This is a genomic window from Pseudomonas sp. R4-84 (genome assembly GCF_054130985.1).
Window position 1 is genome coordinate 2605684 of sequence record NZ_CP096390.1, and the last position, 23215, is coordinate 2628898.

Sequence of the window (23215 nt, forward strand, 5' to 3'; positions counted from 1 at the left end):
CCTTGGCCTGACGACGTGTACCTGAAGGTATAGATCATCCGGAAGACAAAAGCCTTGAACTTCGCATGGCGGCAGCCGCTCCCAAGATAGACGCCGCGAAACCCGGCTTGAAAATGGGTTTGCGTCATTCCTCGTTTATAAGCCTCTCCCTCGCGCCCCGGGTGTCAACCGCGCACCGACGTCGGCAACGCTTCGTTGTAAACCGTATCTGTAGGCCATTTTCCGACAGCTTGTGAGTCCATTCTCTTTCGTAGAAATGGCCTGGGTTTAGACCTGTCCGGCTCTGCGCCGCTTCGCTATGTTTGTACAGCGAACACTTAACATCCGGTTTGAGAGGAATAGGCATGGCTTCATACAGTTTCCAGAATGAAGTACCCAAGAGCAGGGTCAATATCAAACTTGATCTGCACACTGGCGGCGCGCAAAAGAAAGTTGAGTTGCCACTCAAATTGATGGTGATGGGAGATTACAGTAACGGCAGGGAACAGCGCCCTTTATCCGTCAGGGACAAGATCAATATCAACAAGCACAACGTCGATCATGTCCTGGCCGAGTTTTCGCCAACTTTGACGATCGCTGCGCATAATACATTGGCGGACAACGGGGAGGATATTTCAATCGAACTGCAGTTTCATCGCATGAAAGACTTTGAGCCGGAACAAGTAGCCAGGCAGATCCCTCAATTACGGGCGCTGCTGGCCATGCGCAATCTTCTACGCGACTTGAAGTCGAACCTGCTTGATAACATGGCCTTCCGTCAAGAATTGGAGCGCATCCTCCAGGATGATGCGCTCAGCAATGAACTGCGGGACGAATTGGCGGCCTTGGCGCCAAAAGACATTCGCTAATCAAATACGGGCGGCAGCCCAAAGAGTAAATTCATATGTCTACTGAAAGTAATAACGTGCAATCGCGCGGCGCTACAGTATTGGCTGAAGATAAGGGAGTTTATGCAGCCCTGTTCAGTAAGATCAATTTGAGTCCTATCGCGGAGTTGGGAAGCATCGAAACTTTCCAGCATGCCGAGGCGCTGTCCGAGGCCTCGGTTGACGAGCGCGTCACTGCCGCTGTCAGTGTGTTCTTGAAGTTGCTCAAGGAATCGCCGCACAGAGTGGAACGATTGGACAAAGTGCTGCTGGATGAGCATATAGCGTTGCTCGACATGCAAATCAGTCGTCAACTTGATGCGGTCATGCATCACGCCGAATTCCAAAGGATCGAATCAACCTGGCGCGGCGTAAAGTCCCTGGTCGACCAGACCGATTTTCGAAAGAACGTGCGAATAGAACTGCTGGATATCAGCAAGGATGATCTGGTACGAGACTTCGAAGACGCCCCCGAAATCGCCCAGAGCGGGCTGTACCTGCATACCTATACCCGTGAATACGACACGCCGGGCGGAGAGCCGATCGCGGCAGCGATCTCCAACTACGAGTTCGATCGTAGCCCGCAGGACATCGCCTTGCTGCGTAATATTTCGAAAGTCGCCGCGGCAGCCCATATGCCCTTCATCGGTTCGGTGGGGCCGGCATTTTTCGGCAAGCGATCCATGGAGGAAGTGGCTGCCATCAAGGACATCGGCAACTATTTCGATCGCGCCGAATACATCAAGTGGAAGGCGTTTCGCGACAGTGACGATGCGCGATACATCGGCCTGACCATGCCGAGGGTCCTGGGTCGCCTGCCCTATGGCCCGGATACCGTGCCAGTGCGCAGCTTCAATTACATCGAGAGCGTCAAGGGCCCCGATCACGACAGGTATTTGTGGACCAACGCATCCTTTGCCTTTGCCGCCAACATGGTCAAGAGCTTCATCGCCAATGGATGGTGCGTGCAGATCCGTGGGCCTCAATCGGGCGGCGCAGTCACCGACCTGCCGATCCACTTGTATGACCTGGGCACTGGCAACCAAGTGAAGATTCCTTCAGAGGTGATGATCCCGGAAACCCGCGAATTTGAATTCGCCAATCTCGGTTTCATTCCTTTGTCGTATTACAAGAACCGCGACTACGCCTGTTTCTTCTCCGCCAGCTCGGCTCAGAAACCTGCGTTGTACGACACCGCGGATGCTACCGCCAACAGCCGGATCAACGCACGGCTGCCCTATATCTTCCTGCTCTCGCGCATTGCCCATTATTTGAAGTTGATCCAACGCGAAAACATCGGCACCACCAAGGATCGTCGTTTGCTGGAGCTGGAGCTCAACAAGTGGATCGGCGGACTTGTCACCGAAATGACCGATCCGGGCGATGACCTGCAGGCTTCGCACCCTCTTCGTGACGCAAAGGTGACGGTGGAGGACATCGAGGACAACCCCGGTTTCTTCCGGGTCAAGTTGTACGCAGTGCCGCACTTTCAGGTCGAGGGCATGGACGTCAACTTATCCCTGGTCTCGCAAATGCCCAAGGCGAAAGCCTGACTCGCTTTCAAGGAAATGACGCCATGAAAATCGATCGTCCTTTATGGACGTCCGGCACCCTGTTGTCTGCGCAACAGTTTCAACAACAGGCGCGCTGGGAAGCGTGGGCCAACGAGCAACGCGCCGGCTTGGCCTTGGCGCATCCCTGGGGCGTGACGGCCGTCGAGTTCGATACCGACGCATTGGGCCTTGGTAAGCTCAAGGCAACCCGGCTAAGCGTGTGCATGCCCGACGGTACCCTGCTCGACAGCGTACGGGTGGATCGTCTTCCGCCTGGGCTGGAGTTGTCGCGGTTATTGACCGACGACACCCGGGAGGCGCTCGTGCTGCTGGCCCTGCCCCTGGAACAGGCCAACGGAAACAATTGCCTGATGGAGGAGGGCCGCGCCGATCGGCCCACCCGTTACCGTCAAGACTGGCGTAGCGTGCAGGATCTCTATGCGCAGGAAGTGCAGTCGATCGCGGTGCTGGAGCACAACCTGTCGCTGCGCCTGGACAAGGACGACAACGGTGATTACCTGGTCTGTCCCATCGCGCGCCTGATACGTGAAGGGCAGGGCAAGTGGCATCTCGATCCGGCCTACGTACCGCCATTGCTCAGTTTCGCCGCGCACCCGGGTCTGTTGCTCCAGCTGGACAACCTATTGACGCAGCTGTCGGCCAAGCGGCAGCGCCTGATGGGCATGCGCCGGGAGAGCAATCAACGCATGGCTGACTTCGCTGTAGCCGATGTGTCGTTGTTCTGGTTGCTCAACGCCTTGAACACCTACGAGCCGGTGCTGGCTGATATCAAGTCCTATCCCCAGCGACATCCCGAGCAGGTCTATCTGGAGCTCGCCAAGCTGGCCGGGGGGCTGCTGACGTTTTCGCTGGAACACGATATCGACAGGATTCCAGCCTATCGGCATGAGCAACTGGAGACGGTGTTTGCACCGCTGATGCGTTGTATCGCAACGTTGCTTGAAGCCAGCCTGCCTTCGCGCGTCATAGCACTGGTTCTGGAGAACACGAGCGCCAATCGCTGGCAGGTAACGCTCAACGATGCCCGGCTACGTGAACCTGACGGCGCTGATTTCTACCTCTCGGTGCGCTGCCAGTTACCGGCGGCACAGTTGCAGGAGCAATTTCCTCGCTTGTGCAAGGTCGGCGCGCCGGCCGATGTCGACAACCTGATCAATGCGGCGCTCGACGGCGTCCCCCTGAAGCCCCTCAGCCATGTGCCCGCGGCCATCGCGCTGCGCCTGGAAAACCAGTACTTCGCCCTCGATCTCGGTCACGCCAAGGGCCAGGCCATGCTGGCCGCCGGGGCTTTTGCTTGCTACGTGCCCAGCACTTTGTCGCAAGTCCAACTTGAACTGTTTGCGGTGTTACGCACATGACGCTGAACTTCACGAAACAAACCCACGCAATGGCGAAGCATATCGACGCCTTGCTGCAGGACAGTTATTTGCTGGTGGTCGAGTTACGCCATGGTACTTCGGTACACGACACCCAGGCGCTGCAGCAGCTTTGCCTGGAACAGGTCGAGCAGGTTCGACGGCAGCTCGAACAGCTCGCGGTGGAACCGCGCAGCATCGAACACATCAGTCATGCCCAATGTGCGTTGCTCGACGAAGCCATCCTCGTCTGCACGAAGGGCCCGATACGAGCCGAATGGAGCCGCGAACCGCTACAGGCCAAGCTGTTCAACCGGCATCAGGCCGGTGAGTTTCTCTACGAGGAAATGCGCCTGGTATTGCGCGAACCATCACCGGATCCACGGGTGCTTGTCGTGTTCCATCGGGTACTCATGCTGGGTTTCGGAGGCCGCTACACGGACCCTGACGACCCTGAGCGCGAGCAAGTGCTTGCCGCCCTCGACGCTCAGGTCCCGCCTTTGAATATCAGCCAGAACCTTGCTACGCGAAAGGGCGGTCGCCTGGGTCGGCATCAATCCCCATGGTTCCATGGAATAGCGGTGGCGCTGCTGCATGCCGGTGTCTGGTGGGCAATGGATCACTGGCTGGCCGGCGTGGTTGTTTCACTCATGCCCGGCCAGGCATGAGGGGCCCTATGACGATTCCATTGAAACGAGTCCTTTGGGCATGGGCCGGGATGCTTGGCGTGATATTGCTGTTCATCCTCCCGCTCGACACCCGGATACGCGTGATCGCGGTGTTGGTCATGATCGGCGTTGCGACGGTGGTTTGGGCGATGGCCAATCATCGTGCGGCTCGATTGCGCCTGGCGGTAGAGTTCGCCGCCGATGTGGCCATGCCACCCTCGTCGTTTCGTCAACCGGTGGTCCTGGTCTGCGGCGACGCCCTGGATGGCCTGTTCGGCACCGTCCCCGCCGAGCGATGGGCGCTACGCGTCACCCATCAAGGTTGCTATGTACGGGTGCCGAGTGTCGAGCAGTTGCCGAACGTGACCGAGAGCCTGCTGGCCTTGCGTCCGGGGTGGGGTGCTCAGCTCAGCGTGATGTTCATCATCAACCCTGCGGCACACCGGAATGAAGCTGAACTGGCGGGGCGGATACGAGCGTTTCGTCACCAAGCCGCGCTGGCAGGCAGGCAGGGGGCGTCCATGCCAATGATGCTGGTGAGTTATGTCCGCGCACCTCAGCGCGTGGACCCATGGTTCTGCTGGGTGGATGGTCCTCCCAATAATCCTCGTGTTCATGATGCCGGAGCCTGTGTCGATCTGGCTGACTGGCTGCAACAGCCCACCCGTTCGGCGCTGCGGGCGACACGGTTGCATGCGGGCGTGCAGCTGAACAATGCGGTGGCGTGGCTGCACGAGGAGGTGCTGCCGCATTTCAATTCACGCGGTGACGGGCGAGGCTCGGCGGTGTGCTGGTCGATAAAGTTGGTGCCGGCAATACCGCAAACCGTGGAGGGGAATCTCTGGGAGCAGCGGCTACGTAGCAAAGTGGCGCTGGTCGACACCAGGCCCGGGGAGATGCAAGCGGTGCTGCCGTTTCCGGATCCTCTGCTGAACCTGATTCCACTGCGGGCCCAACGTACCTCGATGCAGCGTGCCGCCATCATCGCGGTGTGGATGTATGCCCTGGCCGGCGGGATCGCCCTGGTCAGTTCCGCATGGCAGAACAACTTGTTGGTGCGCCAGGTCACTGATGACCTGCGCCGCTATGCGCCGCTCCTTGAGATGGAACCTCAGGAACAACCAACATCTCGCTGGCGCCAGCAAGCCGAGGTCAACCTCCGTGAGACCGCGCATCGGCTGCAGACCTACCACCGACAGGGTGAACCCCTGGCGCTGGGCATGGGGCTATATCGCGGTGACCTTTTGCGCGAGCCATTGAGGGCGGCGCTTTCCAGTCGTCTGACGTCGCCCGGGCCAATGCCTGCGCAAGCGTCCGAACCCGTGAGGCTAGACAGCCTGTCGCTGTTCAGCCCGGGCAGCGCGCGGCTCAAGCCGGGTTCAACCAAGGTACTGGTCAAAGCGTTGGTCGGCATCAAGGCACGATCCGGCTGGCTGATCGTGATTGCCGGGCACACCGATGCCACCGGCGAAGCCGCGCACAACCTCAAGCTGTCGCGAGCCCGTGCCGCCGCCGTGCATGAATGGATGCTGCACGTGGGCGGCATGCCCGACACGTGTTTCGCCGTGCAAGGGTTTGGCGCAAGCCAGCCGATCGCCAGCAATGACACCGAGGCGGGGCGTGCGGCCAACCGCCGAGTCGATATCCGTCTGGTACCTGAAGTGGGCGCTTGTGCGTTCCCCACGACAGGGTCGGACAGTCAACCCCCAGTCGCATTCAGCGACATTCAATCTTGAAAAGGAGCTTCACATGGCAATTCCCGTTTACCTCTGGCTGCAAGATGACGGCGGCGCGCAAATCAAAGGTTCCGTGGATGTACAAAAGCGCGAGGGCAGCATCGAAGTGGTTGCTCAGGATCACAGCCTGTACATCCCGACCGATAACAACACCGGCAAGCTGACCGGCGCGCGGGTTCATACGCCGTTCCTGTTTTCAAAGGAAATCGACGCCTCCAGTCCCTACCTCTACAAGGCCGTTACCACCGGGCAGACGCTCAAGAGCGCCGAATTCAAGTGGTACCGCATCGATGATGCCGGGCAGGAGGTCGAGTACTTCATCACCAAGCTGGAGAACGTCAAGGTGGTGAAGGTCGCGCCAAAAATGCACGACATCAAAGACCCGACCAAAGAGAAGCATAACCACCTGGAACAGATTGAGTTGCGCTACGAGAAGGTCACCTGGACCTACAAGGACGGCAACATCATTCATTCCGATTCCTGGAGCGAACGCCAAAGCGCCTGAGGCGAATAAGCCCAAAGGCCACCGCGGCGCCGCCGATTGCCGGTGTGCTGGGTTGAGCGTCCGTTCGCGGGCGCTCAGCCAAGAACATCTGTTTTTCCCACCGTTTACCCGACCTGTACCGGAACCCGAACAAGGATGCTCCCCATGGCACAAAGCCCCTCGCGTCTGCTTCGTCGTTTGAATCCATACTGCGCCCAGGCCCTGAGCGACGCGGCCTCAATGTGTCAGAGCCGCGCCCATGCCCACATCACCATCGAGCACTGGTTGCTCAAGTTGCTGGGGCAGGGCGAGGGCGACCTGACCGTCATCGCCCGTCGTCACGAACTGGACCTGGAGGTGCTTTGGTGCGGCCTGCTCAACCACCTCGATAACCTGCCGCGCAGCGTACAGGCCAAGCCACAGCTGTCTGAACCGTTGCAAAAACTGATCAAGCATGCCTGGCTGCGGGCCTCGCTGGATGACGACAACGACCGGCTGCGCTCCGCCCATCTGCTGGGTGCGCTGATGGACGACCCCGGGCTGCTGATTTGCGAAGCGGCCTGGCCGTTGCTCAGCCTCGGCGAGCTCCAACTGCAACGCCTGTTTGCTTTGCTGGATCAAGTCTCCGAAGAGCGTCCCCAAGGGCAGGAGCCTGTTGCGATAAGCGATCCCATCGCCGCCTTGAACGGAGACGCCAAGCCTGATGCACGCACGCTACTGCTGGACAGATTCACCCAGGACCTGACCGCTCGGGCTGGGGAAGGGCAAATTGATCCGGTGTTCGGTCGCGACGATGAGATACGTCAGGTCATTGACATACTCAGTCGCCGGCGCAAGAACAACCCGATCCTGGTCGGTGAGCCGGGCGTGGGCAAAACCGCGCTGGTCGAAGGCCTCGCCCTGCGCATCGCCCAAGGCGACGTGCCCGACAGCCTGAAGTCCGTCTGCGTGCGCGCGCTGGATTTGGGGTTGCTGCAAGCCGGTGCCGGGGTCAAGGGCGAGTTCGAACACCGCCTCAAAAGCGTCATCGACGCGGTGCAGCAGTCCGAAACGCCGATCCTGCTGTTCATCGACGAAGCCCATACGCTGATCGGCGCCGGCAACCAGGCGGGGGGCGCCGACGCGGCAAACCTGCTCAAACCCGCCCTGGCCCGTGGCGAGTTGCGCACCATCGCCGCGACCACCTGGGGCGAATACAAGCAATACTTCGAGCGGGATGCGGCATTGGAGCGTCGCTTCCAGCAGGTCAAGGTCGACGAACCGGACGATGCCAATGCCTGCCTCATGTTGCGCGGCCTCAAGGCGCGCTACGCGAGCCACCACGGCGTCCACATCCAGGATGCGGCGGTGCAGGCGGCCGTCAGCCTGTCGCGGCGCTACCTCACGGGCCGTCAATTGCCGGACAAGGCCGTCGACCTGTTGGACACGGCCTGTGCAAGGGTGCGCATGAGTGTCGATTGCGAACCCCAGGCGTTGGTCCACGTCAAGGCGCGGCAGGCTGCCCTGGAACTGGAGCGACAGGCACTGGAAGCCGACCAGGGCCTGGGCAGTCGCGTCGACACCGAACGCCTCGGGCAGATCGCTGCGCAACATGCCGAATTGGAACGCGGCCGAATCGAGCTGCTGAGCCGATACAGGCAGGTGCTCGATCTCTCTCAACAATTACTCGATGCTCGCGAGGCAGAGCCGCCGCGCTGGGTGGACTGTGTCCAGTTGCAACAGGAACTGGATGCGATCCAAGGCAATCAGCCGATGTTATCCCTGGATGTCGACGCCCGCAGCGTAGCTGAGGTGATCGCCGATTGGACCGGGGTGCCCCTGGGCAGTTTGCTCAAAGATGAACAAGCGCACCTGCTGGAGCTTGAACAACAATTGGCGGAGCGCGTCATCGGCCAGGCCCCAGCCCTCGAAGCGTTGGCCCAGCGCCTGCGTGCCGCCAAGAGCGGGCTCGCCGATGACAAAGGCCCCCTGGGCGTTTTCCTGCTGGTGGGCACCAGCGGGGTAGGCAAGACCGAAACCGCCCGGGCCTTGGCCGACGCCCTGTTCGGCGGCGAAAAGGCGCTCGTCACCCTCAACCTTTCCGAGTATCAGGAAGCCCACACTATCAGCCAGCTCAAAGGTTCGCCGCCCGGTTACGTCGGTTACGGACAAGGTGGTGTGCTGACCGAAGCCGTGCGTCAACGGCCCTACAGCGTCGTGCTGCTCGACGAGGTGGAAAAAGCCCATCGCGACGTCCTGAACCTGTTCTACCAAGTGTTCGATCGTGGCTTCATGCGTGATGGAGAAGGGCGAGAGGTCGATTTTCGCAACACCGTCATTCTGATGACCTCCAACCTGGGCAGCGACGCGTTGCAGGCCTGCCTTCACGTTCAACCCGACGCGCCGGACGGCACGTTGCATGAATGCCTGCGACCGATCCTGCGCGAACACTTTCAGCCGGCCTTGCTGGCGCGTTTCCAGACCCTCATCTATCGCCCGCTGCAAGTCGGTGCGCTGCAATGCATCGTTGCGATCAAGCTGGGCCAGGTTGCCCACCGTTTGCGGCGCCACTATGGCCTGGATTGCGAGTTCGACGATGCCCTCGGCGAAGCGATGGTTGCCGCTTGCCTGCTGCCCGATACCGGGGCGCGCAACATCGATAGCCTGCTCAACGAACAGATTTTGCCCGTGCTGAGCCAACAGTTGTTGCAACGCCGGGCCGCGCAGATAAGAACAAACGGGGTGCGCCTGGGTTATTGCCAGGAGGAGGGCATCACCCTGCGTTTCATCGATGTCGCGGACACGGCCGGGACCGGCACCGTCGCCATGGAGCCTGCGCGATGAACATGGCCACCTTCTTCGACCACAGCCGCCACACCCTGAGCGTCTGCGACCTCACAGCCCATCTCGACGTCCTGGCCTTCACCGGCGAGGAGCACCTGAGCCGGCCCTACCACTACCGCATCGAATTCACCTGCACCGAGCGCGACCTGGTGGTCACCGACCTGCTCAACCGGGATGCTTACTTCAGTCTTTACCCGCTGCCGCCACCGCCGACGCCCAAGGGCTTCGCGCCGCCGGAGATCAAGCCGCTGCGCACGTTCAATGGCGCGATCACGGCGTTCAAGCGCCTGTCCGGCTCCAACGACGAAGCCCGCTACGAAATCACGTTGCAACCGCGTTTCGCGCTGTTGGCGCGGGGCAAGCAGTTTCGGATCTACCAGCACCAGTCGGTGCCGCAGATCGTCGAACACATCCTGCGCACGCGCCACGATTTCCGGGGCCAGCATTTCTATTTCAATGTGGTGCGCGACTACCCCAGGCGTGAACAGGTCATGCAATACGACGAAAGCGATCTGGCCTTCATCGAGCGCCTGTTGGCCGATGTCGGCATCTGGTACCGCGTCGTCAGCGATGACCGCCTGAGCATCGACGTGGTGGAGTTTCACGACGATCAGCGGCACTACCAGCGCGGCGTCAAGTTGCCGTGTCGCCCGCCGTCCGGCTTGTGCGCCAACGAGCAGGACGCGGTCTGGCACCTGCAAACCGCCCACCAGGTGGTGGAAAAAAACATCAACTTTCGCGCCTACCACCATCGCGAGGCCTTCGCGTTCCTCGACGGCGAGGTCGACCATACCCGCCGCGCCAAGGGCACCTACGGCGAGGCCTATCACTACGGCGAACCCTACACGGTGCTGGGCGAGCGCTACGCCCTGGACGAGGACCTGCAAAGCGAAAGTGGTTTTTTCTACGCGCGCCTGCGCCATGAACTCTACCTCAACGACCAGACCCGCCTCAGCGGCACCACCAGCAGCGCCACCCTGGCCCCGGCCCAGATGCTCGAAATCACCGGCGGCGCGCCCCAGGCCTTCGAGTTCGGCGCGGTGATCGTCAGCCTGCGCACCGAAGCGGCCCGGGACCGCAGCTTCATCGCCACCTTCCAAGCGATTCCTTACTCGGAAACCGTGTGCTTTCGCCCACCGCTGCCGCCCAAGCCGCGCATCAGCGGCACCATTCCCGCCCGCGTCAGTCACCCGGAAGTCAACCCGCCGTACGCTGACCTCGACTTCGAGGGCCGCTACAAGGTGCGCTTCCTGTTCGACCGCGACACCTGGCAAGCCGGCCGCGAAAGCGCCTGGCTGCGCCTGGCCCGACCCTACGGCGGCGACACCCACGGCCTGCATTTCCCGCTGCAGGCCGGCACCGAAGTGGCGGTGGCCTTCGAGCACGGCGACCCCGACCGCCCCTACATCGCCCACGCCCTGCACGACGACCGGCACCCGGACCCCGTCACCGCCCGCAACGAGCGCCGCAACGTGCTGCGCACTCCGAGCAACAACAAACTACGCATGGACGACACCCGCGGGCAGGAGCACATCAAGCTCAGCACCGAGCACAGCGGCAAGAGCCAGTTGAACCTGGGGCATCTGGTGGATGCCGAGCAGACGAAGCGGGGGGAAGGGTTTGAGTTGCGCACCGATGGACATGGCGCCCTTCGTGCGGGCAAGGGGGTGTTTATCAGTGCTGATGAGCAAACCCAGGCCAAGGGCGACGTCCTCAGCATGGACCCGGCCACCGCCCAGGTCGAAGGTGCCAGACAGCAGATGGCCGAATGGCAGGACATCGCCCAGGCCCACCACAGCCGCAAACCCGACCTGCGCGGCTTGGAACAACTCCAGGCCGACGCAAAAGACCTTTCGGCTGCCGCCATCCTGCTCAGCGCCCCCCAAGGCATCGGCGCCGTCACCCCGGCCAGCCTGCTGCTCAAGAGCGGCGACGCGCTGTACCTGCAAAGCCACAACGAAATCAACCTCGCCGCCGCCAAGCGGCTATCGGCCCACGCCAACCAGGGCATCTCGCTGCTGGCCCAACAGGAAGGCCTGCGCCTGGTCTCCGGCAAAGGTCCCCTGGACATCGAATCCCACGGCGATGGGCTGGGCATGAAAGCCCAGCAGGACATCACCGTGCAGTCGGTGCAGGGGCATGTGCAGGTGACGGCGAAGAATGGCCTCACCCTGGCGTGTGGGGGTGGGTTCATTCGCATTACAGCCGAAGGCGAAATCCAGATTCATAGTCCTGGCCTAGTCAGTATCAAAGGGAAGCACAGACTCGACCGCCCCGGTGGCGAGACGTTTCCGCTGCCTGAGTTACCCGGTTCGGTGTGCAAAGAATGTTTGAAAAGGGCTAGCGCAGCCGCCCAGGGCTTCATGCCCAGGGGGGCATCGATATGACTTCAATGCAACGCCATGTCTGGCTTGACTTGCTAGAGGCCTCTGGTACCAGGAGCGGCTTGTACCATCTCGATGTAGTTGTGGATCAGGCTGGCAGCAACGCCCCGTTATTGCCCAGCGTATTGAGCGTCGAGCCGCCGTTGCAATGGCGTTCGCTGTTCACCGGTCTGCCCGAGGAAGGCGCTAGCGAACTGGCGCCGTTGTTGCTGCGTATCGACCTGACGCAGCCACTGCAACGGCAGTGGCTTGGCGGCCTGATGCACGAGGCACGCGATCGTTCGCAATTGATGGTGTTGGCCTCGCCTTGGCTGTTCCCAGCATTGGCCGAACACCTCGGTCGCTGCTTGGAAGTGACCAACGGCGGCTGTACGGGGCTGCTGCGCTATTACGACCCGCGTCTGTTTCCGCTGCTGTTCAGCCACGTATTGGAGCCTGCACAACAGCAACTGCTACTTCGTCCCGCAGTGTTCTGGAGCTGGCTTGATCGTGACGGCGTTCCCGGCCACTTGCCTGGCGCTCCTGGCGAACCCTTGGGCTCGGAAGATTTTCGCCCCTTGGACCTTAGCGACAGCCAGTTGGAAGTTCTTGGTTGCGCAAGTGATGCGACGTTGGCAATGAGCAAGCTGCTTGCTGCACGCCCAGCGACATATGGGAATGAACAATTTTTTCACCAGTGTTACGCGGCGATGCTCGACGCCACCGAAGCGGGATTGCTTCTGGGGCCCGAGCGGGAAGCGTTCGTTCTCAAACGATTGCTCGCGCACGAATCGACAGCATTTAACAGAGGGAAGTGACTTTATGCCCGCGTGTTTGATAGCCAGACGCGTCGTTGGGATTGCCGCAGGTTTGACCGCCATTTCAATCACTTCAAGTGGGGTGGCGAGCACCTTGGAAGCGATCAATCACACTCATTGGGCGATCAACCGATTCAGTGCGGATGGGCGTTCGGGGATTGACGTTATCGGGCCTTACCAGGGTGGCGGGGGCGGATGTTGTTACGTCGCGCCGTCGCGTTGGCAGCAGGGAATGACGGTGCGGGTTGAATGGGAGGCAGGTGTGGCTTACCCCGATGGGTTTCCTGGGTATGCCGACTGGCCTAGATATTTGGCTTGGGAGAAGCAAATAAGCGCGCAAACGCGGCAGCACCGCAAACAGGTGCCCGTCCCAGACTACACCGGCCAAAAAGTCTGCGGCCTGACCGTGCACTTCCTGCCCTGCGACGACATCCAGGTCACCACGTCCTGCTACGCCTATGGCAGTCCCGAATACCCGATCAAGACCCCGCTCAACTTACCGGAGCCCACCTCATGTCCGAGCTGAAGCACACCCCGATCTGGTATCCGCCGGCATTCCCGGTCCAGGGCCGCTTACCCAGAGATGTCGGGCTGGTTTACCAGAACCTCAATCGCCAATGCGCTCTGGAGCATGACTATCACGACTCCCTGTGCGTCGCCGCTGGGCGCAGAGTGATGCCTCCATGCTGCAAGACCGTGCACATCAGCCTGTTGCAGCCCGGCCAGGTCACGTTGCTGGGATTGAAGCTGTATGTCTACGGTTTTTCCCGCGGAGCGACGGCGGCCCGGGGTTTTGTAAGTTGGCTGTTAACAGAGGGAAGTGACTTTATGGCCACGTGTTTGATAGCCAGACGCGTCGTTGGGATGGCCGCAGGTTTGACCGCCATTTCAATCACTTCAAGTGGGGTGGCGAGCACCTTGGAAGCGATCAATCACACTCATTGGGCGATCAACCGATTCAGTGTGGATGGGCGTTCGGGGATTGACGTTATCGGGCCTTACCAGGGCGGCGGGGGCGGATGTTGTTACGTCGCGCCGTCGCGTTGGCAGCAGGGTATTACGGTGCGGATCGATTGGGAGACGGGTGTCGCTTACTCCTATGACAATCCTGGCTATGCGGACTGGCCTAAGTACCTAGCCTGGAAACAAAAGCTAAAAGCGCAAAAGCAGCAGCATAGCAAGATGGTAGAGGTCCCAGATTATACGAACCAAAGAGTCTGCGGCCTGACCGTGCACTTCCTGCCCTGCGACGACATCCAGGTCACCACGTCCTGCTACGCCTATGGCAGTCCCGAATACCCGATCAAGACCCCCCTCAACTTACCGGAGCCCACCTCATGTCCGAGCTGAAGCACACCCCGGTCTGGTATCCGCCGGCATTCCCGGTCCAGGGCCGCTTACCCAGAGATGTCGGGCTGGTTCACCAGAACCTCAATCGCCAATGCGCTCTGGAGCATGACTATCACGACTCCCTGTGCGTCGCCGCTGGGCGCAGAGTGATGCCTCCATGCTGCAAGACTGTGCACATCAGCCTGTTTTTCGACGGCACCGGCAATAACCTGAACAACGACCTGTACGAGTCCTCGACACCGCACCCGACCAATATCGCCCGGCTGTTTCGCGCCAGCATTGGCGCCGGCCATGCCGGCGGTACCGCCCACAGCGACAAGGCCGAGCGCCTGGTCGATGCGCCGGGTAATGGCAATGGCCAGTATTTCAAGTACTACATGCCCGGCGTGGGCACACCTTTCCCGGAAGTCGGAGACCTTGATTACAGCGAATCGGGCTTGGCCACCGCCTGGTACGGTGAAGAGCGGATCAACTGGGGGTTGATGATGCTCATCGATGCCCTGCGCCGCACCTTGAACCAACCACGCCTGGACAATGCCGCGCTGCAGGTGGCGGTCAAGGCCATGGGCACGGCGCTCGGCCTGGGTTGGGGGACCGGCCACGCCAATCGCAGCCGCGAGTTTCGCAAACAGTTGCAGGCGTTGGCCAAGCCCCTGCAACTGGCCCTGACGCAGCCGCAGCCCGGCCAGGTCAAGTTGCTGGGACTGAAGCTGTATGTCTACGGTTTTTCCCGCGGAGCGACGGCGGCCCGGGGTTTTGTAAGTTGGCTGGATCGATTGTTGTCCGACTTGGCGCTGACGCTGCCGATGGCGGATATACGGGTGCCCCTGAGCGTGGAATATCTGGGTCTGCTGGACACCGTGGCCTCTGTGGGTATCGCCGACATTATTCCAGGCGCCCAGGGGCACATGAGCTGGGCCGATGGCAACCAGCACCTGCCGGAGAGCGGATTGGTGAAGCGTTGCCTGCATTTGGTGGCAAGCCATGAGCAGCGGTTGTGTTTTCCATTGGAATCGATTCGCCGTGAAAACGGGGAGTACCCGGCTAATAGCCAGGAGGTGATCTATCCGGGGGTACATTCGGATCAGGGTGGGGGGTATCCGCCAGGTGATCAGGGGAAGGCGATGGGCGAGAGCGATGGTTTGCTGCTGTCGCAAATAGCCTTAAACGATTTGTATGCAGATGCCTTTGCCTATGGTGCCCCATTGAAGGTTTCGCCTCTTTCCTTGCCGTCAGAGTTGGGCCATGAGCTTTGGAGGGCAATGGCGGATGACGTGGCCGAAGCGTTTGAAGTCGCTCCAATAACCGCAAGTCGATTCAACGCCTGGCGCCAAGTCACCTTGGACCTGCCAGCGGTAACGCAACCGTTGCCCATCGAACAGATCGAAAGCTACCAACCCTTACCGACCACCCTCAGCCTGGAGGAAGCCCTACGCACGCAACTGGACTGGATCACCGCCTGGCGCATCGACCGCTACGCCTTTGCCAGCCTCAAACAGACAGGCTTCTACCAACAGGCAAGCGATACCGAAGCCGACAAGACTGTCCGTGAAGCTGCCGAACACAAGCGTGATGCAGAACAACAAGCGATCGAAAGGCATCGCAAACTGCAGATGGTCGCCGAACGTATAGGCCGTGTCCCGAAAAAAACACTGAAACCCGGCGTAAAGGATTTCGACGCGGACATGGCGAAAACCCAGCTGCGCGAAGCGGCCGAAGAGTTCTCTGAGGTTTACCGGAGCGAGGGTCGCCAGGATCCGTTGGCCCTGCTGGCGCTTGGTCTGGTCGCCGGCCCAGAGCCGTTCTGGGTTGCCACCCAGATCCGTGCCGAGCGTGAACGAATGAAAGCGGCCGGCCAGAAGTTGGTCAGCCAATTGTTTCCACCCCCTCGGTCCCAGATAAACCATCAGAACGAAACCTTTCGCGGCAACGTCGACGAAAGCCGCAATGCCGAACAACCCGAAGGGTTGTTGCGTGCGTTATTCGACGACCACGTGCACGACTCCCGCGCCTGGTTCCTCTACAAGCTTGGGCGCGAACCTTGGGGCAGCTTCTTGCGAGACCGCATGGTGTTCTTCGGCGAGAGCAACAGCCGGGCGCTGGCGCTCTACAGCGAAAACGCCCAAGGCCAGTGGGCGCAAAGACAGCCAAAGTCGACCAGCGACCCGGTGCCGCTACACATGGATGTTGAACGCCTGGCCCAGGTGCAGAAGGACATCGATGAGCTTTGGAAGGATTTTTATGCAAAGGCCAGGGAGACGAACGATGCGCCAAGCTGAACCTTTGCTTCGCCACCCTTCAAGAGGCAACGCTCCGATGCTTAGGCCCAGCCCGTGGCATGCGCTATTGCTAGCCTGGTGTGGTTTGTTGGGCGCGGTGCTCGCGCCCAACGTCTCTGCCAGTACGCTCGAAGCCATCAACCACACTCACTGGGCGATCAACCGATTCAGTGTGGATGGGCGTTCGGGGATTGACGTTATCGGGCCTTACCAGGGTGGCGGGGGCGGATGTTGTTACGTCGCGCCGTCGCGTTGGCAGCAGGGTATTACGGTGCGGATCGATTGGGAGACGGGTGTCGCTTACTCCTATGACAATCCAGGTCTTGCTGATGAAGCCAAATACGACGCCTGGCTCGACAAAGTCGTCGCGCAAAAGAGGCGGCACACCAAGCAAGTCCCCATCCCCGACTACACCAACCAAAAAGTCTGCGGCCTGACCGTGCACTTCCTGCCCTGCGACGACATCCAGGTCACCACGTCCTGCTACGCCTATGGCAGTCCCGAATACCCGATCAAGATCCCGCTCAACCTGCCGGTGCCTACGTCGTGCCCGCAGTCCTGACCCATTCATTACAAGGAGTTGAAATTATGAAAGCCATCATTCGCCAAGGCGACACCCTCAAGGAATACGGAGGCGAGGTATTGGGGGGCCACTACCTATGCGACGGCCTGTCCATTGCCTGTCAGGGGGATGCGGTGCGCTGCAACCTGCACGGCCGTACCGAGATTGCCGAGGGCAGTGACCTGATGGAAGTCGACGGGTGCCCCGTGGCGCTGGATGGTCACCGCTGCGGCTGCAATTGCACGTTGGTCAGCTCCGGGCCTGATACGCTGGTGGCCTCATGATCCCGGCGCCGGAGTTCGCGCCTTACCCTGCGTCACGGGCGCCCGGATACAGGCGCTGGATAGCCGGAGTCGCGGGGCTGCTGATTTTGTTGGGCGGCGCCAGCGCGCTTCTGGATGGGGTCGTAGAGCCGCGCTTGATGGTTGTCGGCGCGATCACGACGTTGCTGGCATGGTTGCTCGTGTTGCTGTTGCGTGTGTTGCGCTACCGATTCAACCGACACAACGCTCGTTGTTATGCCGAAGCGGCGCAACGGATCCAGCGAACCTGGTGGGCGCATCATCGGCAAAAAGCCGCGTTGGTGGACACTGTCTTGCTCGGGCCCGCCTGCCTGACCCAGGAACACAGGCAGAATCTGCTCAACCCGGATCAACCTGCGCCCATACCGCAAGAAACGCCCGAAGGCCTGGCGCTTCGTCTGCTTCAGGTATTCGGTGACGACCTCACCGAGCGCGAGCGGCAATTGGCCGTTTTGCTCGCCCTGCAATGGTGTGAGCAACAAACCGAGCCCATCGTCTTGCAGCCGGTGCGTTGCTATTGGCAGGGTTCCGTCGATTCCTGGGCGGCGTTCGTCGAGCAAATGGCCGAATCCTGTCCCCAGGTTGAACTGCCGGAGCGACCTGAGCCCTGGCAGGGCATTCGCAGCCTGGACTCAATCATCGACCAGCTGCAGAGCGCCCCTTCGGATGCGCGCATTCTCTGCGGCGGTTGCCAATCCTCGTCACCACAAAAAGACAGCCGCTTACCGGCCGGCGAGGCGGCGCTGCTTTGGCTGCTGGGCCCTGAGCAAGGCATCGGTTTGTTGCGGGGAGAATGGTCCACCGATCAAGAGTCGGTGGTAAAGGTGGCCGAACGAGCCGTCCAACAAAGCGAACTGCAGGCGCCCGCCAAAGTGTGTGTGTCGTTCTTCCAGCCCGACATAGTCGACCTGTCTGCCATTGGCTGGAACACCAAGCAAAACGTGCAAGACCACAATTTCGGCACGCTGGCGAATTTGGAGGCCATGGTCGCGCAGACCCTTGCCGCCTGGCACGCCGAGCAACACGGTGAGCCCTGTGCCTGGCTGGCTTGCGATTCCCATTACACCTTGGCCCTCGGAATTGTGAAACCCCATGACTCAAACAGATGAACCTCAAAAAATCTCTTCCTGGCTTACGGCGCTTCTGTTGGCGTTGATCTTGGCCGTGTTTGTTGCCTTGGCAGGCGGGGGGTGGTGGTTATGGGCTGGGCAACCCGTCGACCGCGTTGTGCTGTCGGACCTGCTGCTCAAGGCATTTTTTTGCTGGGCATTGTTGTTCGCGATGGCGATATTGATGTGGCAAATCCTGCAGAACGGGATCAGAGTTCTGGTGCGTAGCACCCAGGTGACCTCATCACGACCTCAGGTCAGGACGCCTGAATCGATACTGGGCGCAGAGCTACGCGAAAACCTCCACTTCCAATACGGCCCCCTCTGGCGCCACAAGGTCCGCCTGCTGCTCATCGTCGGCGAGCCCACCCAGATCGCCGCCATCGCCCCGGAGCTGGCGAAAAAGAAATGGCTCGAAGGCGAACGCACCGTGCTGCTATGGGGCGGCAGCGTCCAGGAAGAATTGCAAACCCCGCTGTTGAACCCATGGCTCACCTTGCGCCGTTGGCGGGCGCTGGACGGGGTGGTCTGGGCGCTGGACAAACCGCAAAGCACCGATGCGGTGGCGCTGGCCAAGGGCATGCGGCAGTTGCAGGGGCTGGCTCGGCGGCTACGCCGACGGTTGCCGTTGCACTTGTGGCAGGTGTGCGAGAGCGGCTGGTCCCAGGACGGGCGCGAGAGCCAGCCGGTGGGTTGTCTGTTGCCGGCCAAGGTGACGCCGTCGCTGTTGGAGGCGTGCCTGGAGGATCTGGTCGAGCCGTTGCGTTGCCAGGGCTTTGCCCAGATGAAGATCAAGAAGCGGATGCACCACGATTTCCTGCTGCGCCTGTCCCGGGATTTGCAGGCCGAGGGCATTGCCCGTTGGCGGCAGGCGCTGGCGCCGTCGTTGAGTGGGTTCAACCCGGGGGTGATGCTGCGAGGGTTGTGGTTCAGCCTGCCACTGCGCGTGACGCAAAGCGCTGACGGCGAGCATTTCTGGTGGCCGGACCCGGCGTGGCACGGCGTGCAGCGCGACAAGGCCGTCGGCGCGCGGTTGGGGTGGGGCGCGCCGCGAGTCGTCTATGGGCTGTTCATGGGCCTGGCGCTGGTGTGGGGCGCGGGGATGGCGCTGTCCTTTGTGAGCAATCGGGCGCAGATCGTCGAGGCGCAGGCCTTGTCGACGGCGTTACAACAGTCATCCACCCAAGAGGAGCAACTGTTGGCGCTCGAAGCGCTCGTCCACGTGCTGGCTCGCCTGGATCACCGTGTCGTGTCCGGTGCGCCGTGGTACCAGCGCTTTGGCTTGAACCGCAATGAAACCTTGCTCGAACTGTTGTGGCCCCGGTATGTTGAGGCCAATAACCGCCTGGTGCGCGACCCGGCGGCGGCGAGGTTGCGCGGGCAACTGGAGGCGCTGGTCAAGCTGGCGCCGGGCAGCCCCGAGCGCGTTGAGCGCACGCGTATGGCCTACGATCAGCTCAAGGCTTACCTGATGATGGCGCGCCCGGACAAAGCCGAGGCGCTCCTGTTGGTCAAGACCCTGGGCCACGCCGAACCCACGCGTGACGGAATTTCGTCAGGGCTCTGGCAGACCCTCGCACCGAACCTGTGGCAGTTCTACGCCGAGCAACTGGCCGCGCACCCGGACTGGCGCATCGAGGCCGACCCGCGGTTGGTGGCGCAGGTGCGCCAGGTACTGCTCGACCAATTGGGCCAACGTAACGCCGAGGCCAGCCTGTATCAACGGGTGCTGGACGACGCCACCCCGCACTATCCAGCCCTGGGCCTGCAACGGATGGTGGGCGACACCGAAGCCGCCGGGTTGTTTTCCAGCAAGGCCAGCGTGCCGGGAGTGTTCACGCGCCAGGCCTGGGAGGGCCAGGTGCGCCAGGCCATCGATGACATCACCCAGGCGCGCCGCGAAGAAATCGATTGGGTGCTCAGTGATAGCCCCGGTGACATCGATGTGCGCTTGACGCCCGGCGAGCTCAAGGCGCGCCTGACCGAACGTTATTTCAAGGACTACGCGGGCGCCTGGCTGGTGTTTCTCAACAGCCTGCGGGGCAATCAACCCAAAAGCCTGGAACAGGTCATCGACCAGTTGACGCTGATGAGCGACGTGCGCCAATCGCCGTTGCTCGCGTTGATCAATACCCTGGCCTATCAAGGGCAAGCGGGCACCCGCGTCCCGGCCCTGGGCGACTCGCTGATGAGGTCCGCGCACAAGCTCATCGGCCCGGACAAGGCCCCGCCCATAGACCCGCTGGCCGACCTGCCGAGCGGCCCGCTGGATCCGACGTTCGGCCCGTTGTTGGCCTTGCTGGGCAAGGGTGGCGCTGACCATTTGAGCCTCCAGGCCTACCTCACCCAAGTGACCCGCGTGCGCCTGAAACTGCAACAGATCAACACGGCCAGCGACCCCATGGAAATGACCCAGGCCCTGGCGCAGACGGTGTTCCAGGGCCGGGGCATCGACCTCACCGATACCCAGTCCTATGGCCGTCTGATGGCCGCCAGCCTCGGTGCGCAATGGGCCGGCGTGGGCGAAACGCTGTTCGTGCAACCGCTGGAACAGGCCTGGCAGCGAGTGCTGCAACCGTCGGCGGCGGGCCTCAACAGCCAATGGCGGCGTTCGATCGTCGAGCATTGGAACGCGGCCTTTACCGGGCGTTATCCCTTCGCCGCGACGGCCAGCGATGCTTCGTTGCCGATGCTGGGGCAAATGATCCGCGCCGACACGGGGCGCATCGAACGTTTTCTCCACAGCCAGTTGAGCGGCGTGTTGCGCAAGGAAGGCAACCGCTGGGTGGCCGATCCCCGCCACGGTCGCGGTTTGCGCGTCAATCCCCAATTCCTGGAGGCGGTCAATCAACTGAGCGATCTGGCCGACGTGCTCTACACCGACGGCGGCCTGGGCTTGAGTTTTGAACTGAGCGGCAAAGGCGTGCGCGATGTGGTGCAAACCACCTTCATCCTCAACGGAGAGAAACACCACTACTTCAACCAGAAGGAGCGTTGGCAGCGCTTCGGCTGGCCGGGACGCAGCGACTACCCCGGCGTCAGCCTGACGTGGACCAGCGTCCACACCGGCGAACGGTTGTTCGCCGACTACGCCGGCGCCTGGGGGCTGATCCGCTTGCTGGAACAGGCCACGTTCACCGCGCTGGACGATGGCGACAGCCGCTACCGCATGGTGCTCAAGGCGCCCGATGGCCTGGGCCTGACGTGGCACCTGCGCACCGAACTGGATGCCGGACCGATGACGCTTCTGAAGTTGCGAGGGTTTACGTTGCCGGGGCGGATATTTTTGGCTGAGGGCGGGCCAGCGGTGCCTCTGGCGCGCAATGAGGTGCTCCGATGAGCCTGCAAAACCTGATCACCCATTGCCTGGGCAAGCGCGACGCCTTGGCCATCGCCCGTGAACAGGCCGCACGCTGGCAACCCTGGCTGCAGCCCATCAGCGAAGCGGCACCCGTTGGGCACGACCCTGGCTATGACGATGATTTTCAATGCATGCGCGAAGAGGTTGGCAAGCTGTCCGGCGCCGATGCTGAACGAGTGGCCCAACTGGGTGAAAAGCTACTGAGCCGCAAATGTAAGGATTTACGCGTCGCCACCTATTACGTGTGGGCTCGCTTGTGCAGGGACGGCGAAGCCGGGCTGGCCGACGGTTTGAGCCTGTTGGCGGCGCTGGTGGAGCGGTTCACCGATACGGTACTGCCCGTGCGACCGAACAGCCGCAAGATGGCGTTGCAGTGGCTGGCCGGCGAAAAGCTGCTCGATACGCTGTGGCGGTATCCGGAGGTGGTGAAAACCGAGGCTGAGCGCACCGCCGCGGCATTGGCCTGGCTGGAGCAGGGCCTGACGGCATGGCCTGACGATCAACGTCCTTGCCTGGGGGCCCTGTATGCCGCGTTATCCGCCCGATTGGCTCGGTCCGAAGGCATGGAGGCGCTGGTCCCGCAGAGTACCGCCAGCCAGGAATCGCAAGCCCAGGCCGGGGCTTCGGCTGCTATCGCGATCAAGTCCGGTCGGGATCTGTTGGACCACGGCCGGGCCTTGGCTGGTTATCTGCGTGATCAACCTCAGGGTTGGCTGGCGGCCCACCGCGTGATGAAGAGCCTGCGCTGGGACACGGTGCAAGAGGCGCCGCCCGAGGACGCCGATGGCAACACCCGGCTGACGCCGCCCAAGGCTGACTATCGGGCGCAGCTCAAGCGTTTGTACTTGCAGCAGGGCTGGACCCAGTTGCTCGATCACGCGGAACGAATCTATGCCGAAGGCGTGAACCATTTCTGGTTGGATTTGCAGTGGTATGTGTATCAGGCACTGAGTCGACAACCGGCGCCGCAGGTGTGCTGGGCTGATGTCGTCCAACGTGACCTGGGCATGTTTTTGGATCGGTTGCCGGGGTTGGAGCTGCTGCGCTGGCGCGACGGCACGCCTTTCGCCGATGAGACCACACGTGAGTGGATTGCCCAGCAAGCCAGCGCAGACCGCCCGGAGCAAGGCTTGGCCGCGCCATCGTCGGCACCGGTCATCGGCGATGCCGACATCTTGTCGTGGGAAACCGAAGCCCTGGCGCAGGCCGACAAAGAAGGGGTCGAGCAAGCGCTGGCTTGGCTGGCGGCGCGCCCGGACATTGTTTGCGCACGCCAACGATGGCTGCTGCGCCTGCTGATGGCGAGGGTGGCCGAACAGTTCGGCAAAAGTGAGCTGGCCATCCACCTGCTGGGGGAACTGGACACCGCTTCACAACACCATGACCTGTGCGCGTGGGAGCCCGAATTGTATTTCGAGGTCAAGGCTCGCCTGCTCAGGTTGCTGCGGGTCAAGGCCCAACGCAACGACACGGACAAACCTGCCCTGGCCCGACGCATGGAACCTTTGTTGGCGGCGCTGGTGGCCATCGATCCGGTACGTGCCGCTGTGCTTTGCGGCTGACAC

At 61.6% G+C, this 23215-nt stretch carries 17 protein-coding genes; all 17 read left to right on the plus strand.

All coding sequences use genetic code 11. The annotated features are described in order from the left end of the window. Nucleotides 1-344 precede the first annotated feature (344 nt). The 17 genes from tssB to tssA all read left to right on the plus strand — a co-directional run bounded on the left by tssB (nt 345) and on the right by tssA (nt 23212). The gene (tssB, locus tag M1D68_RS11955) at nt 345-848 is read left to right on the plus strand and encodes a type VI secretion system contractile sheath small subunit (RefSeq protein WP_434563950.1); all 504 of its coding nucleotides are present in this window, start codon (nt 345-347) and stop codon (nt 846-848) included. Between the two features lie 35 nt (nt 849-883). Next, entirely contained in the window at nt 884-2419 is a 1536-nt protein-coding gene (tssC, locus tag M1D68_RS11960) for a type VI secretion system contractile sheath large subunit (protein ID WP_457970473.1), read from the plus strand. 23 nt (nt 2420-2442) lie between these two features. Next, nucleotides 2443-3798, plus strand: coding sequence for a type VI secretion system baseplate subunit TssK (gene tssK, locus M1D68_RS11965; protein ID WP_457970475.1), 1356 nt, complete (start codon nt 2443-2445; stop codon nt 3796-3798). After that, nucleotides 3795-4463, plus strand: a complete 669-nt coding sequence (gene tssL / locus M1D68_RS11970) for a type VI secretion system protein TssL, short form (RefSeq protein WP_420766879.1) — start codon at nt 3795-3797, stop codon at nt 4461-4463. The genes tssK and tssL overlap by 4 nt, the downstream gene beginning before the upstream one ends. Nucleotides 4464-4471: 8 nt before the next feature. Then, on the plus strand, nt 4472-6199 hold the full coding sequence (locus M1D68_RS11975; protein WP_457970477.1) for an OmpA family protein: 1728 nt from the start codon (nt 4472-4474) through the stop codon (nt 6197-6199). Between the two features lie 13 nt (nt 6200-6212). Next, nucleotides 6213-6704, plus strand: a complete 492-nt coding sequence (locus M1D68_RS11980) for an Hcp family type VI secretion system effector (protein ID WP_420234474.1) — start codon at nt 6213-6215, stop codon at nt 6702-6704. Nucleotides 6705-6848: 144 nt separating this feature from the next. After that, nucleotides 6849-9506 (plus strand): type VI secretion system ATPase TssH, encoded by a 2658-nt coding sequence (gene tssH, locus M1D68_RS11985; RefSeq protein WP_457970478.1) that lies wholly within the window; start codon nt 6849-6851, stop codon nt 9504-9506. After that, a complete protein-coding gene (locus M1D68_RS11990; RefSeq protein WP_457970480.1) occupies nt 9503-11893 on the plus strand; it encodes a type VI secretion system Vgr family protein in 2391 nt (796 codons plus the stop codon). The genes tssH and M1D68_RS11990 overlap by 4 nt, the downstream gene beginning before the upstream one ends. 59 nt (nt 11894-11952) lie before the next feature. Continuing rightward, nucleotides 11953-12687 (plus strand): DUF4123 domain-containing protein, encoded by a 735-nt coding sequence (locus tag M1D68_RS11995; RefSeq protein WP_457970482.1) that lies wholly within the window; start codon nt 11953-11955, stop codon nt 12685-12687. A 4-nt stretch (nt 12688-12691) separates the two neighbouring features. Next, complete coding sequence (locus M1D68_RS12000; protein ID WP_457970484.1) at nt 12692-13213, plus strand: DUF3304 domain-containing protein; 522 nt, start codon at nt 12692-12694, stop codon at nt 13211-13213. Between the two features lie 338 nt (nt 13214-13551). Further along, complete coding sequence (locus tag M1D68_RS12005; protein WP_445572153.1) at nt 13552-14037, plus strand: DUF3304 domain-containing protein; 486 nt, start codon at nt 13552-13554, stop codon at nt 14035-14037. After that, complete coding sequence (locus M1D68_RS12010; RefSeq protein WP_457970486.1) at nt 14025-16316, plus strand: T6SS phospholipase effector Tle1-like catalytic domain-containing protein; 2292 nt, start codon at nt 14025-14027, stop codon at nt 16314-16316. Before M1D68_RS12005 ends, M1D68_RS12010 begins: the two co-directional genes overlap by 13 nt. A 37-nt stretch (nt 16317-16353) precedes the next feature. After that, nucleotides 16354-16878, plus strand: coding sequence for a DUF3304 domain-containing protein (locus M1D68_RS12015; RefSeq protein ID WP_457970488.1), 525 nt, complete (start codon nt 16354-16356; stop codon nt 16876-16878). A gap of 26 nt (nt 16879-16904) precedes the next feature. Beyond that, entirely contained in the window at nt 16905-17162 is a 258-nt protein-coding gene (locus M1D68_RS12020; protein WP_420767927.1) for a PAAR domain-containing protein, read from the plus strand. Then, complete coding sequence (locus M1D68_RS12025; protein ID WP_457970489.1) at nt 17159-18289, plus strand: hypothetical protein; 1131 nt, start codon at nt 17159-17161, stop codon at nt 18287-18289. The genes M1D68_RS12020 and M1D68_RS12025 overlap by 4 nt, the downstream gene beginning before the upstream one ends. 34 nt (nt 18290-18323) lie before the next feature. Further along, nucleotides 18324-21629 carry an ImcF-related family protein gene (locus tag M1D68_RS12030; protein WP_457970711.1) on the plus strand — a complete coding sequence of 1102 codons (3306 nt, stop codon included), beginning with the start codon at nt 18324-18326 and terminating at the stop codon, nt 21627-21629. Continuing rightward, the gene (tssA, locus tag M1D68_RS12035) at nt 21626-23212 is read left to right on the plus strand and encodes a type VI secretion system protein TssA (RefSeq protein ID WP_457970491.1); all 1587 of its coding nucleotides are present in this window, start codon (nt 21626-21628) and stop codon (nt 23210-23212) included. Before M1D68_RS12030 ends, tssA begins: the two co-directional genes overlap by 4 nt. The last annotated feature ends 3 nt before the right edge of the window (nt 23213-23215 follow it).

What these genes read in the sequence shown, in the direction of transcription:
- tssB (WP_434563950.1), top strand. Translation starts at nt 345, where the DNA reads ATGGCTTCATACAGTTTCCAGAATGAAGTACCCAAGAGCAGGGTCAAT.
- tssC (WP_457970473.1), top strand. Translation starts at nt 884, where the DNA reads ATGTCTACTGAAAGTAATAACGTGCAATCGCGCGGCGCTACAGTATTG.
- tssK (WP_457970475.1), top strand. Translation starts at nt 2,443, where the DNA reads ATGAAAATCGATCGTCCTTTATGGACGTCCGGCACCCTGTTGTCTGCG.
- tssL (WP_420766879.1), top strand. Translation starts at nt 3,795, where the DNA reads ATGACGCTGAACTTCACGAAACAAACCCACGCAATGGCGAAGCATATC.
- M1D68_RS11975 (WP_457970477.1), top strand. Translation starts at nt 4,472, where the DNA reads ATGACGATTCCATTGAAACGAGTCCTTTGGGCATGGGCCGGGATGCTT.
- M1D68_RS11980 (WP_420234474.1), top strand. Translation starts at nt 6,213, where the DNA reads ATGGCAATTCCCGTTTACCTCTGGCTGCAAGATGACGGCGGCGCGCAA.
- tssH (WP_457970478.1), top strand. Translation starts at nt 6,849, where the DNA reads ATGGCACAAAGCCCCTCGCGTCTGCTTCGTCGTTTGAATCCATACTGC.
- M1D68_RS11990 (WP_457970480.1), top strand. Translation starts at nt 9,503, where the DNA reads ATGAACATGGCCACCTTCTTCGACCACAGCCGCCACACCCTGAGCGTC.
- M1D68_RS12000 (WP_457970484.1), top strand. Translation starts at nt 12,692, where the DNA reads ATGCCCGCGTGTTTGATAGCCAGACGCGTCGTTGGGATTGCCGCAGGT.
- M1D68_RS12005 (WP_445572153.1), top strand. Translation starts at nt 13,552, where the DNA reads ATGGCCGCAGGTTTGACCGCCATTTCAATCACTTCAAGTGGGGTGGCG.
- M1D68_RS12010 (WP_457970486.1), top strand. Translation starts at nt 14,025, where the DNA reads ATGTCCGAGCTGAAGCACACCCCGGTCTGGTATCCGCCGGCATTCCCG.
- M1D68_RS12015 (WP_457970488.1), top strand. Translation starts at nt 16,354, where the DNA reads ATGCTTAGGCCCAGCCCGTGGCATGCGCTATTGCTAGCCTGGTGTGGT.
- M1D68_RS12020 (WP_420767927.1), top strand. Translation starts at nt 16,905, where the DNA reads ATGAAAGCCATCATTCGCCAAGGCGACACCCTCAAGGAATACGGAGGC.
- M1D68_RS12025 (WP_457970489.1), top strand. Translation starts at nt 17,159, where the DNA reads ATGATCCCGGCGCCGGAGTTCGCGCCTTACCCTGCGTCACGGGCGCCC.
- tssA (WP_457970491.1), top strand. Translation starts at nt 21,626, where the DNA reads ATGAGCCTGCAAAACCTGATCACCCATTGCCTGGGCAAGCGCGACGCC.